Origin of the sequence: Nonomuraea sp. NPDC049400 (assembly GCF_044466425.1) — a bacterium.
Classification (GTDB): Bacteria; Actinomycetota; Actinomycetes; order Streptosporangiales; family Streptosporangiaceae; genus Nonomuraea.
This window is the reverse complement of sequence record NZ_JBITMP010000041.1, coordinates 16,625-32,123: the sequence shown is the minus strand read 5'-3', so window position 1 is coordinate 32,123 and position 15,499 is coordinate 16,625. Positions and strand designations below refer to the sequence as shown.

Annotated in this window: 19 protein-coding genes; 12 read left to right on the top strand and 7 right to left on the bottom strand. The window is 70.8% G+C overall.

Annotated features, from left to right (window positions below; translation table 11 throughout):
• Window positions 1–19 precede the first annotated feature (19 nt).
• The 3 genes from ACIBVN_RS43560 to ACIBVN_RS43550 all read right to left on the bottom strand — a co-directional run bounded on the left by ACIBVN_RS43560 (window position 20) and on the right by ACIBVN_RS43550 (window position 2,509).
• Window positions 20–1,192: a hypothetical protein gene (locus ACIBVN_RS43560; protein WP_397146168.1), complete on the bottom strand. Its 1,173-nt coding sequence runs from the start codon at window positions 1,190–1,192 to the stop codon at window positions 20–22.
• Window positions 1,176–1,832, bottom strand: a complete 657-nt coding sequence (locus tag ACIBVN_RS43555; RefSeq protein ID WP_397146167.1) for an ATP-binding cassette domain-containing protein — start codon at window positions 1,830–1,832, stop codon at window positions 1,176–1,178. The genes ACIBVN_RS43560 and ACIBVN_RS43555 overlap by 17 nt, the downstream gene beginning before the upstream one ends.
• A 77-nt stretch (window positions 1,833–1,909) precedes the next feature.
• Window positions 1,910–2,509, bottom strand: coding sequence for a dienelactone hydrolase family protein (locus tag ACIBVN_RS43550; RefSeq protein WP_397146166.1), 600 nt, complete (start codon window positions 2,507–2,509; stop codon window positions 1,910–1,912).
• A gap of 132 nt (window positions 2,510–2,641) precedes the next feature.
• On the opposite strand from ACIBVN_RS43550, the gene ACIBVN_RS43545 reads away from it, so the two are divergent.
• On the top strand, window positions 2,642–3,304 hold the full coding sequence (locus ACIBVN_RS43545) for a hypothetical protein (RefSeq protein ID WP_397146165.1): 663 nt from the start codon (window positions 2,642–2,644) through the stop codon (window positions 3,302–3,304).
• Between the two features lie 56 nt (window positions 3,305–3,360).
• Here the strand turns inward: ACIBVN_RS43545 and ACIBVN_RS43540 are convergent, their stop codons facing one another.
• From ACIBVN_RS43540 to ACIBVN_RS43530, 3 genes are all read right to left on the bottom strand, one after another.
• A complete protein-coding gene (locus ACIBVN_RS43540) occupies window positions 3,361–3,729 on the bottom strand; it encodes a hypothetical protein (protein ID WP_397146164.1) in 369 nt (122 codons plus the stop codon).
• Window positions 3,730–3,832: 103 nt separating this feature from the next.
• Window positions 3,833–7,291 (bottom strand): tetratricopeptide repeat protein, encoded by a 3,459-nt coding sequence (locus ACIBVN_RS43535; RefSeq protein WP_397146163.1) that lies wholly within the window; start codon window positions 7,289–7,291, stop codon window positions 3,833–3,835.
• A gap of 101 nt (window positions 7,292–7,392) precedes the next feature.
• On the bottom strand, window positions 7,393–8,085 hold the full coding sequence (locus ACIBVN_RS43530; RefSeq protein WP_349446536.1) for a response regulator transcription factor: 693 nt from the start codon (window positions 8,083–8,085) through the stop codon (window positions 7,393–7,395).
• Window positions 8,086–8,261: 176 nt separating this feature from the next.
• Between ACIBVN_RS43530 and ACIBVN_RS43525 the strand changes: the two genes are divergently transcribed.
• The 10 genes from ACIBVN_RS43525 to ACIBVN_RS43480 all read left to right on the top strand — a co-directional run bounded on the left by ACIBVN_RS43525 (window position 8,262) and on the right by ACIBVN_RS43480 (window position 14,395).
• Window positions 8,262–8,513, top strand: a complete 252-nt coding sequence (locus ACIBVN_RS43525) for a MoaD/ThiS family protein (protein WP_397146162.1) — start codon at window positions 8,262–8,264, stop codon at window positions 8,511–8,513.
• 71 nt (window positions 8,514–8,584) lie between these two features.
• Window positions 8,585–9,250, top strand: a complete 666-nt coding sequence (locus ACIBVN_RS43520; protein WP_397146161.1) for a DUF2993 domain-containing protein — start codon at window positions 8,585–8,587, stop codon at window positions 9,248–9,250.
• Window positions 9,251–9,290: 40 nt separating this feature from the next.
• Window positions 9,291–9,803: a sigma-70 family RNA polymerase sigma factor gene (locus ACIBVN_RS43515; RefSeq protein WP_349446539.1), complete on the top strand. Its 513-nt coding sequence runs from the start codon at window positions 9,291–9,293 to the stop codon at window positions 9,801–9,803.
• The gene (locus ACIBVN_RS43510; RefSeq protein WP_397146160.1) at window positions 9,800–10,621 is read left to right on the top strand and encodes an anti-sigma factor family protein; all 822 of its coding nucleotides are present in this window, start codon (window positions 9,800–9,802) and stop codon (window positions 10,619–10,621) included. The genes ACIBVN_RS43515 and ACIBVN_RS43510 overlap by 4 nt, the downstream gene beginning before the upstream one ends.
• Window positions 10,622–10,700: 79 nt before the next feature.
• Window positions 10,701–11,135, top strand: coding sequence for a thioredoxin family protein (locus tag ACIBVN_RS43505; RefSeq protein ID WP_397146159.1), 435 nt, complete (start codon window positions 10,701–10,703; stop codon window positions 11,133–11,135).
• A gap of 186 nt (window positions 11,136–11,321) precedes the next feature.
• On the top strand, window positions 11,322–11,735 hold the full coding sequence (locus ACIBVN_RS43500) for a DUF4395 domain-containing protein (protein ID WP_397146158.1): 414 nt from the start codon (window positions 11,322–11,324) through the stop codon (window positions 11,733–11,735).
• Window positions 11,732–12,571: a sulfurtransferase gene (locus ACIBVN_RS43495; protein WP_397146157.1), complete on the top strand. Its 840-nt coding sequence runs from the start codon at window positions 11,732–11,734 to the stop codon at window positions 12,569–12,571. The genes ACIBVN_RS43500 and ACIBVN_RS43495 overlap by 4 nt, the downstream gene beginning before the upstream one ends.
• A complete protein-coding gene (locus ACIBVN_RS43490; RefSeq protein ID WP_397146156.1) occupies window positions 12,571–12,873 on the top strand; it encodes a DUF1416 domain-containing protein in 303 nt (100 codons plus the stop codon). Before ACIBVN_RS43495 ends, ACIBVN_RS43490 begins: the two co-directional genes overlap by 1 nt.
• Before the next feature lie 200 nt (window positions 12,874–13,073).
• The gene (locus tag ACIBVN_RS43485; protein ID WP_349446545.1) at window positions 13,074–13,634 is read left to right on the top strand and encodes an RNA polymerase sigma factor; all 561 of its coding nucleotides are present in this window, start codon (window positions 13,074–13,076) and stop codon (window positions 13,632–13,634) included.
• A complete protein-coding gene (locus ACIBVN_RS43480) occupies window positions 13,631–14,395 on the top strand; it encodes a methylated-DNA--[protein]-cysteine S-methyltransferase (RefSeq protein WP_397146155.1) in 765 nt (254 codons plus the stop codon). The genes ACIBVN_RS43485 and ACIBVN_RS43480 overlap by 4 nt, the downstream gene beginning before the upstream one ends.
• 5 nt (window positions 14,396–14,400) lie before the next feature.
• On the opposite strand, the gene ACIBVN_RS43475 is transcribed toward ACIBVN_RS43480, so the two are convergent.
• Window positions 14,401–14,931 carry a helix-turn-helix domain-containing protein gene (locus ACIBVN_RS43475; protein WP_397146154.1) on the bottom strand — a complete coding sequence of 177 codons (531 nt, stop codon included), beginning with the start codon at window positions 14,929–14,931 and terminating at the stop codon, window positions 14,401–14,403.
• A 73-nt stretch (window positions 14,932–15,004) separates the two neighbouring features.
• Here ACIBVN_RS43475 and ACIBVN_RS43470 point away from each other — a divergent pair, with 73 nt between their 5' ends.
• Window positions 15,005–15,454 (top strand): hypothetical protein, encoded by a 450-nt coding sequence (locus tag ACIBVN_RS43470; RefSeq protein WP_397146153.1) that lies wholly within the window; start codon window positions 15,005–15,007, stop codon window positions 15,452–15,454.
• The last annotated feature ends 45 nt before the right edge of the window (window positions 15,455–15,499 follow it).

The window sequence follows — 15,499 nt, the reverse complement described above, 5'->3', positions numbered from 1 at the left end:
GCTCGCTCGCTACGCTCACTCACAGAGCGCCCTCCCTGCTACCGGCGACGAGCCTGTCGTGGGCCGTGCTCGCCGCGGTGGCCGGATCGGTCTGGTTGACGGTGACGTTCGTGAACAGCTCGGTGAGCACCCGCCACAGCCCGCGCCCGTCGCCGCCCTCCAGCCCGCCGATGAGCCGGTCGGAAAGGTCGTACTGGAGGTTCCCGCCGGACTTCAGCCCCTGAGGGAACGGCATCAGGAAGCCGCCGTCCTGCACCCAGCGAGTCAGCGCGTAGGGCTGCGTGAGCGGGTCGGTCAGCCAGTTGACGAAGTCGACCGCCTTCTCCGCGCCGTCGTTCATCGCCACCGCCACGTCGCCGCCGACGACCAGCGGGCGAGGGTTGCCCGCGTAGGCGGGGAAGGGGAACGGGGCAGGCACCCCGACGCGCCCGCCGGTGTACCGCTTGATCACCGGCAGGGCGAAGTCGGGCGCGGCCACGAGGTCGGCGGTGCGGTAGACGAACACGTCGAGTATCGAGTCGTGGAACTGCATGGTGAGCGCGCGCCTGCCTTGCTCAGGGGTGAACGCGCTCCGCCAGATCCCGCCGAGCAGCGCGAGCACCTCCGCGATCTCCGGCGCCCGCCACTGGTCTGGACTGTCCAGTGAGTGATACAGCCTCCGGTAGACCTCGGGGGCGTAGGCCAGCAGCACGTTCTCGAACCAGTCGCTGAGCACCCACCCGTCGGCCGCCCCGATCGCCAGCCGGCTGGGCTGCCAGGCGGCCAGGTTGGTGGGCTGCGCGGCCTGCCCGTCCCGGTACCAGATGAGCGACTTGTTCGCGATCTTGAACCAGGCCCCGAGCTGCTCGCCGCTCCCGTACGGTGTCACGAGCTCGCGCCAGAACTCCGGCTGGCCGGACCTCGTGGTCAGCCGCCTGATGCGGCCCTGGATCAGCGGATCGTGGAGCAGGCCCAGCCGGGGGATCACGGCCACGTCGGGAAGGACCTCCTGGGCCGGTCCGCGCAGCAGGGCGCCGATGTTGTCGCCCGCCGAATAGACGTTGACGGCCCCGTACCCGCTCACCACTTCGTGGAAGCGCCGCAGCTCCTCGCCGCTCCACACCACCGCCACCTGCAGCGGCCGCTCGCGGGCGCAGCCGGCCAGGGCCGTCGCCGGGATCGCGGCCAGCAACGTTCTACGGCTGACGGACATCGGCGATCTCCCAGAAACGCGAAGGGGAGGCGAGGCTGGCCACCCTGGTCCTGTCGTCGGCGACGACCAGCACGGCCAGGCTGGGATCGGCGCGCAGCGCCGCGCTCACGGCCGCGTGGCAGGGCCCGCACCCCGTGCGGTCCTCCACCACCATCACCTTGACCGGCAGCAGCCGGCACAGGACGCGGGCCAGCGCCACGCTCAGCCGCTCGTCGTGGGCCAGCTCGTGCGGCCTGGAGCGCAGGAAGCCCTGGATGTCCATCCGCCTGGCCATGAACGCGACCCTCCCGTGCACGAACGAGGGCGCGAGGTCGTCGCGGGCGGCCAGCGCGAGGTTCTGCTCGACGGTCAGGTGCGGCAGCAGCCCCGCCCCGGCGGGGACGAGCCCGACCTTGCGCTCGGTCGGCAGCCGCATGGTGATCTCCTGGCCGCCGACGCGGATCTGGCCGTCGTCCGGCATCTCCAGGCCGACCAGGATGTCGGTGAACGTGTCCGCCTCGGCGCTGTCGGCCGCCACCACCACGGCGGTGCGCCCTGAGTCGACGGTCAGGGGATCGGGCTTGAGCCCACGGCGGGTCCCACGTGTCTCCCAGGTGAGTCCGGAGAGCTCAAGAAGTGGCACGTCCACAACCGCCGTCAAGTCGGGGGGTCCTCCGCACCTGACGTTTTCACAAACAGTGGATCATGGCAACGTAATTGAGCGATTCCACTACGTGCTCATCGGGGGCCCGAGAAGTGGGTCGAGAACCAGTCTCTGGCGTGCTCGGCCACGACCTCCAGCGCGCCGGGCTCCTCGAACAGGTGGGTGGCCCCGGGCACGACCGTGATCCGGCTCTCGGCACGCAGGTGCCGCTGGGCCTCCTCGTTCAGCTTCACCACGACCGGATCCCTGCCGCCCACGATGAGCAGCGTAGGGGCGCGTACCGCCGCGAGCCGAGGCCCCGCAAGATCGGGCCGCCCGCCGCGCGAGACGATCGCGGATATCTCGTCGTCCGGCTCCGCCGCCGCCCACAGCGCCGCCGCCGCGCCGGTGCTGGCGCCGAAGTATCCGATGGGCAGCCCCGCCGCCTCGTCCTGCTCGCGTACCCATGCGGTGCTCTGCAGCAGCCGCTCGGCCAGGAGCCCGATGTCGAAGACGTTCGCCCTGTCGCTCTCCTCGTCGGGCGTGAGCAGGTCGAACAGCAGCGTGCCCAGCCCTGCCTTGTTGAGCACCTCGGCCACGTAACGGTTGCGCGGGCTGTGCCGGCTGCTGCCGCTGCCGTGCGCGAACACCACCACTCCCTGAGCGGCGTCAGGAATGATCAGATCGCCCTCCACCTGCCACACCTCCTCCTCTCAACCGGACGTGTCCTCTCCCTCCGCCTTCCCCGCAAGCCCCCTCTTGCACCACCCCGAACCCCGTCGCCCGGTCCGGCGGCGACAGAGCGGCAAGATCCATATACTGCACGGATGTCCGATTTTGCCGACTTCCGGGCCAGAGGGCGGGCGGCGCTGCTGGCGGGCCGGGCGACCCACGACTCTCCCATGGTTGAGGGCGCGCGGCGGTGGGGCGCGGCAGCCGTGCTGCGCCCTTCGGGTGAGGTGCTCGACCGGCTGGCGGCACTGGCCCGGACCATCGAGGCGCCGGGGCACTGGGTGCACGAACCCCGGACCTTGCACGTCACCCTGAGGTCCCTGGAGCCCTACCGCGACCGGATCCCCGCCGACGACCCCCTCCGCCGGGTCTACCGGGACGCGCTGGCCGAGGCGGCAGCCGGGCTCGAGCCCGCGAGAGTGCGGCTGGCGGGCGTGAGTCCCCATCCAGGCGGTGTCCTGGTCTGCGGCCACCCCGAGGACGACACGCTGGTGACGCTGTGGAAGCGGTTCGCGCACGCGATGCAGTCCCGCGGCGTGCGGGACCTGGAGCACGGCCGGGTACGCGACCGCTGGTACGTCAGCCTCGTCCACTTCGCCAAGCCGCTCACGGATCCCGGCGGGATCGTCGAGTGGTGCGACGCCCACGCCGACGTCGACATGGGCACGGCCGAGCTGGACACGGCGGAGATCGTCCAGTTCGTCCTCACCGGCACGGGCATCCAGGTCAAGGCGCTCGAAGAGGCCAGCCTGGCCTGAGACGGCGGGGCGCCACCTGGCCCCATTCCAAAGGTGGCGCCCCGCCGCCGCCCAAGTCAGCCCAGCACCAGCGCGGTGATGAACTGCAGCAGGTGCCAGGCCACATAGCCGCTGAGCGAGCAGAACGCCCACTCCTTCCCCCGGCTGATCCTGGAGATCCACCGGAGCTGTTCCGCCGGCTCCTTCCGCGCCCTGACAGTTCTGGCGACGAAGTACGCCGACATCAGCCAGGCCACGCCCGAGCCCGTGACGAGCGCGAGCGACAGCGCCAGCAGGATCGGGGACCCGCTCAGCAGGTCCGGCGGCGGGAGCTGGCGGCACCAGGCGGCCAGGAGTCCGGCGAGCACCGCGGCGGCGATCCGCCTGTCCTTACGCGCCTGGCGCTTCAGCCACTGAAGGTCTCGACGCAGATGGTTCTTGAGCATCCGGATCACCTCCGTTTGGAGTAGCTGGTAGAGCCAGCTAACGGGAATGTCCGGATAAGATCTCCGACCTCACATCCGAGATTTCACGACTTTTAGCGGCATTTCAGTGCCCGTGCGCCATCCCAAGCTCGCGCAGTTCCACCGACACCCGCCGCGCCTCCAAGGCGTCCCCCACCTCTTCGAGCAGCCGCAGAGCCTCCCTGAGCTGCTCGATCGCCGCCCCCCGGTTCCCCAGCCTGGCCGAGATCAGGCCGAGTGCCCGCAGGGCACACCCGAGGTCCCGCCTGGTCCCGCACTCCAGGTGCACGTCCCTGGCCTGACGCGCGTACAACAGTGCCTCCTCGGCCAGGTCCAGGTCCAGCAGCACCATGGCCAGCGTCGTTAGCGCCGCCGCCCACCGGTCCTTGGTGCCGGTCTCGTTCTGCAGCTCGACCGTCTCCCACGCCAGCTTCACCGCCGCCTGCGGCTTGCCCGCCGTGTGCAGCGCCTGCGCCATCGACAGCAGCGCGCTGGCCCGGTTGTCCCGCAGCTCCTCCCTGATCGCCAGCGACGCCTTGGCCGCCTCCAGGGCAGGCTGGTGCTGCCCCAGCGACAGGTACGTGTTCGCCAGCGTCTCCTGGACGTCCGCCTCCGCCCGCCGGTTCCCCAGGCCCTGCACGATGTCCAGGGCCTCGAGCGCGTACACGAACGCCACGTGCGGCAGCCCCTGCCGCCGCCGGACCCTGGCGAGCCGGTTGAGCATGCGCGCCTCCACCGGCTCGTCGCGGATCACCCGGCTGATGGCGAGCGCCTGGTTGAGGTAGTCGTCGGCCCGCAGGTAGTCCGCCAGCCGCCAGTGCACCAGCCCGATGTCCCCGAGCGTCTCCGCCTTGCCCTGCTCGTGGTGGAGCTCGACCTGTACGGCCAGCGCCTGCTCGTAGTACGCCAGCGCCTCGTCGTACCGCGAGCCGTTGCGCGCGATCCGCCCGAGCGCGCACAGGGCGCGCCCGCAGCCGTGCTGGTCGCCCGTCGCCGTGTACCCGGCCAATGCCCGCTCGGCGTCCCGCCGGGCGTCGTGCGGCAGCCGCAGCAGGTCGTAGATCTCGGCCAGGCAGAGCAGCGTCTCGGCCTCGGCGTGCTCGTCGCCCAGCTCGTGGCAGATCGACAGCGCCTCCAGGCCCTCCGACAGCGCCGCGTTGGCCTCGCCCAGGTTCCGCTGCACCGTGGCGAGGATGATCAGGCTCTGCGCCGTGCCCCGCCGGTCGCCGAGCTCCTCCCGCACCTCCAGCGCCTGGCCGGCGTGCTGCAGCGCCAGCTCGTACCGCTCCTGGGACAGGTGCAGCCGGGAGAGCGTGTGCAGGCAGTTCGCCACCCCGGTCAGGTCGCCGATCTCCCGGTAGAGGTCGAGCGCCTCGCCGGCGCACTTCAGCGCCTCCTCGTTGTTGCCCGCGATGCCGTGCACCTCCGCCAGGTCGTTGAGCGCGCGGGCCCGGCCCTCGCCGTCGCCGAGCGAGGCGAAGTCGTCCAGCGCCTCCCCGATGAACCTGGCCGCCAGCGTCGAGGGACCGATGTCCCGGTGGATCGAGCCGAGGTTGCTGCGCATGAGCGCGATCGCCCGCCGGTTGCTGACCTGCATCGCCGAGGTCAGCCCGGCCTGCTGGATCTCCAGGTTGTTCTCGTAGTAGCGCAGGCTCCTGAACGGCTCGAACACGGCCTTCGCGAGCCGCCACGCCATCCCCTGCGCGCCGCTCTCCTCGGCCATCCGCACGGCTGAGACCAGCGAGCGCCGCTCCGCCTCGAACCACTCGGGCGGCGTCGCGGGGTCCGTCGCCTTCGCCAGGTAGTGGTCGAGCAGCCGCACCCTGGCCTCCCGCACGCCGCCCTCCGCGTGCCTGCCCAGCTCCCTGGCCAGCCGCTTGACCAGGTCGTGCACCCGGTAGCGCGGCCCGGCCAGCGGCTCGACCAGGTACGCCCGGTGCAGCCCCTCCACCGCCACCACGGCCTCGCTCACCGGCACGCCGAGCGCCGCGGCCAGCACCTCGGGCGTGAAGTCCCGCCCGGGCAGCAGCCCCACGTGCCGGAACGCCCGCCGCTGCCCCGGGCTCAGCGACTCGTACGCCAGGTCGAGCGCCGACCTGAACGCCTCCTCCGGATCGCCCACCAGCAGCCGCCCCGGCCTGCGCAGCTCCTGGACCCGCTCCTGCACGCTGAGCCCGGGCGTCTCGGCCAGCTTCGCCGCCGAGATCCGCAGCGCGAACGGATGGTACGAGCACACCCTGGCCAGCTCGGCCAGCGCGTCCCTGTCGGCGGCCCGCGGCGAGTCGCCACCGAGCACCGCCACCAGCAGCGCCACCGCGTTGCCCGGGTCGAGCACCGGCAGGTCCATGAGATCGGCGTGCCCGGTGGCCCGCAGCGGCGCCATCCGCGTGCGGCTGGTCACCAGCACCACACAGTCCTTGCCGCCCGGCAGCAGCGCCCGCACCTGCGCGGGGTCGGCGGCGTTGTCGAGGATGAGCAGCAGCCGGCGCCCGGCGATCCTGCTGCGGTAGAGCAGCATCAGCTCGGCCTCGTCGTCGGCGGGCATGTGCTCGCCCACCCCGAGCGAGCGCAAAATCTGCCCCAGAGCCTCGGACGGCGTCATCGGCGGCTGGCTCGGCGACTGCCCCCGCAGGTCGATCGCGATCTGCCCGTCCGGGAACCGGTCGGCGTGCAGGTGCCCCCAGTGCGTCACCAGCGCGGTCTTGCCCACGCCTGGCAGGCCCTGCACGACCATGGTGTTCGTCCGCCTGGGCCGCTCCAGCCAGTCGGTGAGCAGGTCCAGGCTCTGCTGCCGCCCCGTGAAGTCCGGCACGTCCGCGGGGAGCTGGCGTGGCTTCGGCACCCCGCCGACCGGCAGCGGCTCGATCGCGCCCGGCCTGGTCAGGAACGGCGTCACGTGCCCCTGCCACGGCGCCGACAGGTGCTCCCAGCCGCCCGCCGCGTCACGCAGCGCGGACGGGTCCGTGATGTGCAGCCGCCGGTAGCCGGGCCGTGCCAGCCAGCCCCGCCGTACCCACTTCGTGAGCTGGCGCTGCACCACATCGGGAGAGCTGCCCACGAGGTCGGCCAGCGTCTCCATCGAAAGGGGCGGCGCCGACTCCGAGGCCAGCGCGTAACGCTCGTCGAGGTGCAGCAGCCACACGGCCAGGCGGGCGGAGACGGGGGCGCGGGCGAGCGCCTCGTGCCTGCGGGCCGCCACGTTCCTGGCGAACAGCTCCTGCACCAGCGCGGTGGCCACAGCCGGGCTGGCGGCGGCGTGCTCGCGTAACCGGCGCAGGTCGATGGGCCAGGCGCGCAGCTCGGTCAGCGCGTCGATCTTGGCGCGCTCGGCGGGGCTCCAGAAGGCCAGCTCCCCGATGAGGTCGCCGCCGCCGCGGAGGTCGTGCACGGCCTCGCGCTCGCCTGCGGGGGTGTATTCGCGGGCGTAGCCGTAGTCGATCACGTAGACCCGGTTGGCGGGCCGCAACGGCGAGCAAATGGTCTCGTTACGCCGGAAGATGCGGGGCCGCGCGCCCTCGTCGACCAACGACCGGAACAGACCCACCCCGACACCACCAATCTGGGGACGGCGGTGTCCTCTTATGACAGACGCGAAACAGCCTCAACGACCATTTGTCACATCAGCGGGCTTCGCTGTCAATCGGCTCAGACGGCCGCGGTGTCCTGGCGGTCGGGGACGAAGCGGTAGCCGACGTTGCGGACCGTGCCGATGAGGGACTCGTACTCGGTGCCGAGCTTGGCGCGCAGGCGACGCACGTGGACGTCGACCGTCCTGGTGCCGCCGAAGTAGTCGTAACCCCAGACCTCCTGCAGCAACTGGGCCCGGGTGAAGACCCTGCCGGGGTGCTGCGCGAGGTATTTCAGCAGCTCGAACTCCTTGAACGTGAGGTCGAGCACCCGGCCGCGCAGCCGCGCGGTGTAGGTGGCCTCGTCGATCGACAGGTCTCCGCTGCGGATCTCGTCGGGCGCCTCCTCCGTGGCCGCCTGCGAGATGCGGCCCGTGGCCATGCGCAGGCGCGCCTCCACCTCGGCCGGCCCCGCGCTGTCGAGCAGCACGTCGTCCACGCCCCACTCGGCGGTCATCGCGGCCAGCCCGCCCTCGGTGACGATCACCAGGAGGGGGCAGTCGATGCCGGTCGTGCGGATCAACCGGCACAGGCTCTTGGCCTGCACGAGCTCCTTGCGCGCGTCCACGAGAACCGCGTCGGCCGGAGGCGTGTCGATCAGTGCGGACGCTTCCGCCGGCGAGACCCGGACCGAGTGGAGCAGCAAGCCCAGCGCCGGAAGCACCTCGGCGGACGGCTCGAGGGCGTTGGTCAGCAGGAGCAGGTTGCTCATTACGGCCTCCTCAAACACGCAAGGACCCGGGGGCTACGTCGCCCAGGTCCCGTAGGTGAGGATATCCCACGAGTAAGTCGCGTCCATTGCGCGTCCAGCAGGTGAACAGCGCGTCTCCTGAAACAAGCTCGTTAAGGGGGACGCACAATAGACCACAAACCGATTGTGAGGTGCCCATGGCCACGGGAAAGGTACGTTATTGGGCCGCGGCCAAGGATGCCGCCGGCGTGGCGGAGGAGTCGTTCGATGCGGCCACTCTTGGTGAACTGATGACGAAAATCACACAAAATCGTGCAGATCTGGCGCGTGTGGTGAGGCGGTGCTCGTTCCTCGTGGACGGCTCCCCGGTCGGCAAGCGGCCCCATGACGAGGTCGTTCTCGCCGACGGCGTGACGGTGGAGGTGCTGCCGCCGTTCGCCGGTGGGTGATGGGGCGCTTCGTGAGGGAATGACTGATGCCAGTCGATAGGCTCTTGCCCCCGCCATAGACAGGTAGCCCCATGCGCAAGCTGATCGTTTTCCTGATCGTGCTGATCGTTCTCCTCGGTGTCGTCGACAGGGTCGCCGTGGCGGGGGTCGAGCGCGATCTCGCGAACAGGATCGCGGCCGCGGCCGACCTCTCCGGCACGCCGACCGTGACAATTGAGGGCATCCCATTTCTCACCCAGGCCGTCTCCGGGCACTATCCGGAGGTGCGGTTCGACCTCGGCACGCTGACTTACGGCGGGGTGCCGGTCAAGAACCTGCGCGGCGCCGCCTACGACGTGACGGCACCCCTGGCGGACGTCCTCCAGAACAGGGCCAACATCCAGGCTCGGCGCGTGGCCGTCAGCGGCACCCTGACCAGGGCGACGATCGACAAGTACGCGCCCAGCGGCGTCAAGATCGGCGGCAACGGGGAGCGGCTCACGGCGTCGGGCGAGGTGACGGTGGGGGCGCAGAAGGTGAAGTTCAACGCCGAGATGCGGGTCGAGGTGGCCGACGGGGTCATCAAGCTCCAGGCGGAGAAGATCGAGGGCGTGCCCGACCAGCTCGCGCAGCTCGTTTCCTACCCCATCAAGTTCAAGGGGAAGCTGCCCTTCGACGTGAAGGTGACCGGGGTCAAGAACGTGGCCGAAGGATTGGAGTTCTCGGCCGAAGCGTCTGACGTGCCGATCCGTGGATGACGACATTGAACCGGTCCGGCCTGCCGTACGTGATGAGGACGTGAGCGCAGCCGGCACAGCCGACGAGGAACTCGTGAGGACCCTCTTCGACGAGCATGCCGGGCCACTCTATGGCTACGTCCTGCGACTGACCGGTGACTCTGGGAGGGCGGAGGATGTCGTGCAGGAGACCCTGTTGCGGGCCTGGCGGCATCCCGAGGCTCTCTCCGACCGGCCGATCCGCGCGTGGCTGTTCACGGTGGCCCGTAATCTCGTCGTGGACCAGCATCGAGCGAAGAAGGCCAGACCACAGGAGACCGGAGACGAGGCGCTGGCGGTCATGCCGGCCGACGACCATCTGGAGCGGGCGGTCGAGTCATGGGCGGTGGCCGAGGCGCTGGCCGCGCTCAGGCAGGAGCACCGCGAGGTGCTGCTGGAGGTCTACTACCGGGGGCGATCGGTGAAGGAGGCGTCGGCGACGCTGGGCATTCCGCCGGGCACCGTCAAGTCGCGTACCTACTACGCGCTGCGGGCGCTGAAGCTCGCCCTCGAGGAGCGGGGGTTGGCGCCATGATGACGTGCGAGGAGGTACGGCTGGCCCTGGGCGCGCACGCGCTGGGCGCGCTGGACCCTGACGAGGCGCTGGAGGTCGACCGGCATCTGGCGACCTGCGAGGAGTGCGGGGCCGAGCTGCTCGACCTCGAAGGCGTGGCCGCCTTTCTTGGGAATGTGTCGGAGCGCGACGTCGAGCTGGTGTCCAGCCCTCCGCGGCAGGTGCTCGACCGGCTGCTGAACGACCGTGCCAAGCGGACCAGGCGTGGCCGGCTGCTGCTGGTGGCGGCCGCCTCCGTGGTGACGCTGGCCCTCGGCGGCACGGTCTGGACGGTCGTGAACGACACCAGTCAGCAGCCGCAGGCCGCGATGGCCCCCGAGTCCACCCAGTCGCCGGCGAGCGTGCTGGACGCGCCCGAGGACAGCCAGGCGAAGGCGCTGCGCAGTGAGGCCGAGCCGTCCGCGAGCCGGAAGCCGACACTGAGGCCGAGCCTGAGGCCGAGCAGGTCGCAGTCGGACGCGGTGGACGGGCCCACGTTCACCGGCAAGAACGCGGCGAACGGCTACAGCGCAACCGTGTCGGCGTGGCCCGGCGAGGACGGCGGCACGGAGCTGGGCGTCAAGGTCGGCGGCGTGCCTGTCGGCACGACCTGCCGCCTGCTCGTCGTCGCCGCGGACGGGCGGCGTGACTTCACGAAGAGCTGGGCGCTCAGCCGGGAGTCATACCAGGAGAACACCGTGTTCAAGCGCGTGACGTCGCTGGACATGAGCGACATCACCAGGTTCGACGTCGTCGATCAGGCGGGGAAGGTGCTCGTCAGGGTCCCGGTGCGGAAGTAGTCCCGGCGCGGAAGTTATCCCAGTGCGGAAGTAGTCCCGGTGCGGAAGGAATCGCGGGCGCCCGTGGTTGCACCAGGCGATGACTGGTTTGTGGGTGGCGCTGGCGACCCTGGCGCTCGGCATTGTGATCGGGGTGGTCCGCCTGCGCCGCGACGGACGGGTGCGTGACATGAGCGGAGATCGGCTGTCCGAGGCCGATCTCGGTGCCGGGCTGGGCGAGCGGGCGACGCTGGTGCAGTTCTCCACGGCGTTCTGCCAGCCGTGCCGGGCGACCAGGCGGATCCTCGCCGACGTGAGCGAGCTCGTGCCGGGGGTGCGCCACGTCGAGATCGACGCCGAGTCCCGGCTGGACCTCGTGCGGCGGCTGGACATCATGCGCACGCCGACGGTTCTGGTGCTCGATACCAGCGGAAAAATCGTGAAAAAGGCCGCCGGTCTGCCCCGAAAGGCCGAGGTCCTGGCGGCCCTCGCCGCGGCCGTACCACCACCGCCGTCTCAAGAATCGTCTCACTAACCGGACGAGATGTGACAGATGACGAGACGCCGAGTAGTGTCTTCGGCATGAACCCAACGACAGAGCTGCTGACGAAGCGGCGCGCGGTTGATTTCTGCCGCGTGACCACCGCGCTCTGTCGCGCTGCCTGAGGACGATCCCGCGGACATCAGGTCCGCCCCATCGACCCTTCAGGAGCATCCTGCGATGCGTGCCGACCCTAGAGCGCTGCGCTTCGGCGCGGCCATCACCACCCTGGTCCTCGCCCTCGTGCTGGTGACCGAGAGCGCCTGGCTGCTCGCCGCCCAGGCGATGGTCTTCGCACTCGGGGTCACATGGCGCTCGCCGTACACGATGCTCTTCAAGGCGCTCGTCAAGAGCGCGCCGAAGGAAACCGAGGACGCCCGCCCGCCGCGCTTCGCGCAGGGGGTGGGGCTCGTCTTCGCGGTCGCGGGGCTGACCGGATACCTCACCGGGATCATGCCGCTGGCCCTCGTGGCCACGGCCGGGGCACTCCTGGCCGCCTTCCTCAACGCAGCCTTCGGATTCTGCCTTGGCTGCGAGATGTACCTGCTCATTCGCCGTCTACTGCCCGCCGCCAACATGGAGGTTTCCAAATGAGCCGCTCCGCCGCCCTGGTGGACGCCGACTGGGTCGAGGCCAACCTCGACACCCCCGGAGTGGTCCTCGTCGAGGTCGACGAAGACGTCAGCGCGTACGACAAAGGCCACATCCGTGGCGCCGTGAAGGTCGACTGGCGGCAGGACCTGCAGGATCCGGTGCGCCGCGACTTCGTGGACAAGACCGGTTTCGAGGCCCTGCTGTCCGACCGCGGCATCTCCAACGATGACACCGTCGTGCTCTACGGCGGCAACAACAACTGGTTCGCCGCCTACGCGTACTGGTACTTCAAGCTCTACGGCCACGCGAACGTCAAGCTGCTCGACGGCGGGCGCAAGAAGTGGGAGCTCGACTCCCGCGAGCTGGTTCGCGAGGTGCCCGAGCGGGCCAAGACGCAGTACGTCGCCCAGGAGCAGGACACCAAGATCCGCGCCTTCCGCGACGACGTGGTCGGCGCCATCAGCAAGTTCAACCTGGTCGACGTGCGCTCGCCCGACGAGTTCACCGGCAAGCTGCTCGCTCCCGCGCACCTCCCGCAGGAGCAGGCGCAGCGCGCCGGCCACGTGCCCACCGCCCGCAACATTCCGTGGTCCAAGGCCGCCAACGACGACGGCACGTTCAAGTCCGACGACGACCTGCGCACGCTCTACGGCGAGGCGGGGGTCGACTTCGGCAAGGACACCATCGCCTACTGCCGCATCGGCGAGCGCTCCGCGCACACCTGGTTCGTGCTGCACGAGCTGCTCGAGCAGGACAACGTGAAGAACTACGACGGTTCGTGGACCGAGTACGGCTCGCTCGTGGGCGTGCCGATCGAGCTGGGGGAGGCCCGCTGATGACTACTGCACAGGGTTGCGGAGCGCCGGAGCAGACGATCACACTGCCCGCCGGGATCGACCTGTCCACCCAGGCTGTGATCCAGGGCGTGGTGACCGGCGCCGGCACGGCGTACGCGCGGCTGCTCGACCACTCCGGCGAGTTCACCGGCGAAGTCGTGGTGTCCGACGAGGGCGTTTTCCGCTTCTTCGCCGCCCCCGGCGACTGGACCGTCCGCATCATCGCGGGCGGCGGCGTCACCAGGGACGTCAAGGTGGAGGCCAAGCTGGGCGAGGTCTCCTCGCTCGCGGTCGCCGTCTAGCCTCGCTTTTCGCGCGTCCCGCCGTCGACCCGCGTTCCTTCGCTGCTCGCCGCACTTCGGCAGAGGTCCCTTTGAAAGAGGGAAGCAGGGACGCGGGTCGTGGCGGGACCATTGGCCCGCGTCCTTCCCGGGACGCGGGCTTTTCTCTTTCGGGGAGGCGGCGCTGCAACGGATCGGTACGCGGCGGTGTTGTAGCAGGTGTGAGTGAAACCGACTGTCTCGACCCGGTGCGCAAGGCGCTGCTCGACGACCTCGACGAGGGGTTCGCCGAGCTGTACGGCGCCTACCGCGGCCTGGTCTTCTCGACCGCGCTGCGGCTGAGCGGGCGCTGGGCCGACGCCGAGGATCTCACCGCAGAGGCGTTCCTGCGCGCGTACCGGGCGCTGGCCGGCTACGAGCGTGACCGCATCGCCGCGCTCCAGCCGCGCGCCTGGCTGGTGACGATCCTGATGAACATCTGGCGCAACTGCGCCAGGGCCAAGTCCCGCAAGCCACCGCCGGAGCTGCAGGACCAGCCGGTCGAAGAGGCCGATCCCGGCCAGGACGTCGAGGAGGCCGCGGTGCGCCGCGAGACCGGCGACGAGCTGGCCGAGCTGCTCAGCCTGCTGCCCGAGGAGCAGCGGGTCGCGGTGGTGCTCAGGCACGTCGTCGACCTGCCGGTCAGCGAGATCGCCACCGTGCTCAGGATCCCGCAGGGCACGGTCAAGTCGCACGTGTCGCGCGGGCTGCGGCGGCTACGCGCACTGGGAGGTGCCCGATGACCCACGACCCACTGCTCGACGAACCAGAGGCGCCGGACGGGCTGCTCGCCGCGCTCGCGGGGCTGGCCGCCGACGCGCCCCACGGGCTGCTCGACCGGATCGCGGCCCGCTGGGTACGCGTGCCGAGCCCGATCGGGGAGCTCCGCGTCGCGTTCACCGACCAGGGCGTGGCCTACGTGCGCGCGGGCGAGGGGTTCGCGGAGGCGTTCAGGAAGCGGTTCGCCCGGCCGCTGCTGCGCGCGGAGCGGCCGCCCGCCGGGCTGGTGCCCGCGCTGCGCACCGGCCGCACCGCCAAGGTCCGGCTGGACCTGCGCGGGCTGAGCGACTTCCAGCGCGACGTGCTGGAGGCGGCCCGTACGATCCCGCGCGGCGAGGTCAGGCCGTACTCGTGGATCGCGGAGCGGATCGGCCGGCCAGGGGCCGTGCGCGCGGTGGGCACGGCGCTCGGCCGCAACCCGGTGCCGCTGCTGATCCCGTGCCACCGCGTCACCAGGTCGGACGGCGTCGTGGGGGATTACGTGTTCGGCTCGGCGGCCAAGGAACGGCTGCTGCTGGCCGAGGGCGCCGACCTGCGGCGGGTGCGGGAGCTGGCCGGGGAGCGGGTGTTCTACCTGGCCAGCGACACCACTGGCGTCGTCTGCTTCCCGACGTGCCACAACGCCAGGCGCATCACGCCCGCGCACCGGCACGGCTTCCGCAGCCTCGCCCAGGCGCGGGCGGCCGGTTACCGCCCGTGCCGCACCTGCCGGCCCGCCGCGTAGGTCGCTCAGGGTTTGACCGGGTAACGCATGAGGAGCGTGGCACGTACGACGTCGGGCCCGCGCGCGCGGTAGCCGTGCGGCACGTCGGAGATCCACGAGATGTGGTCGCCCGGGCCGGCCGTGAGCGGCTCGTGGATGGGACCGGCGCTGAGCGTGCCGGTGAAGACCGTGACGTGCTCGCTCACGCCCTCGTGATGCGCGGGCGAGGTCTGTGTGAGGCCGGGCGGGACCGTCACCCGGTAGAGCTCGTACGTGACGCGCTCGTCCTCGAACACCTCGAGCAGCTCCGCCTCCATCGCCGTGCCCCGCATGATCTGCGGCTCGGGTGGCTCGGCGAGCAGCGCCCCGATCGGCACACCGAGCTGCGCGGTGATCGCCCAGAGCGTCTCCAGTGTCGGGCTGCGCGTGCCTGTCTCGGCGCCGGCCAGGGTGGCCTTGTCGATGCCGGAGCGCTTGGCGAGCTCCGACAGCGACACGCCGCGCTCCTGACGCAGTCGCCGTAGGCGATCTCCCACCACGCGAGGGTCGGCGTCCATTGCGGGCTGCGGCTCCATACAGTCATCGCACGCGTCGCGCTTCGTGGCCGCCATTTCCTCGCCGATAATTCTTTTGTCACTGCCCAGGCACGACACCCGCACCGGCGAAGACCTGGACCGGCACATGCACTGGCACGCGTACACCTGGACCGGCAGCGCGGAAGAGCGTGACAGGGAAGCGGAGCGCCGCCCTGACTCGCCCGACTTCCCGAGCTCCGCCGTGCCGCCCATGCGGACCGGCGACTGGCTGGCCAAGCCGCGCTCGCGCGTGGCGGCCACGTTCGACGACCTCGACGCGGCGCTCGACTGGCTGAGCTCCCGATACGGCCGCCTGGAAGGCGCGTTCCTGCACGCCGACAGGGTCGGCCTGGACGAGCGGCTCGCGTCCGCGAGGGATGCCCTGCCGCGCGGCGTGGACGTGCAATGGGGCGAGTGGCTGACCGGCGGCAGGTTCGCCACGGTGAGCCTCATCTGCTGCCCGAACAGGCACGTCACCCACCCGTGCCCGGCCCGCAGGCCATAGCGCTTTCGGGAGTTGCTGCTGCGGCAGAAGGGGCAGACCGATACG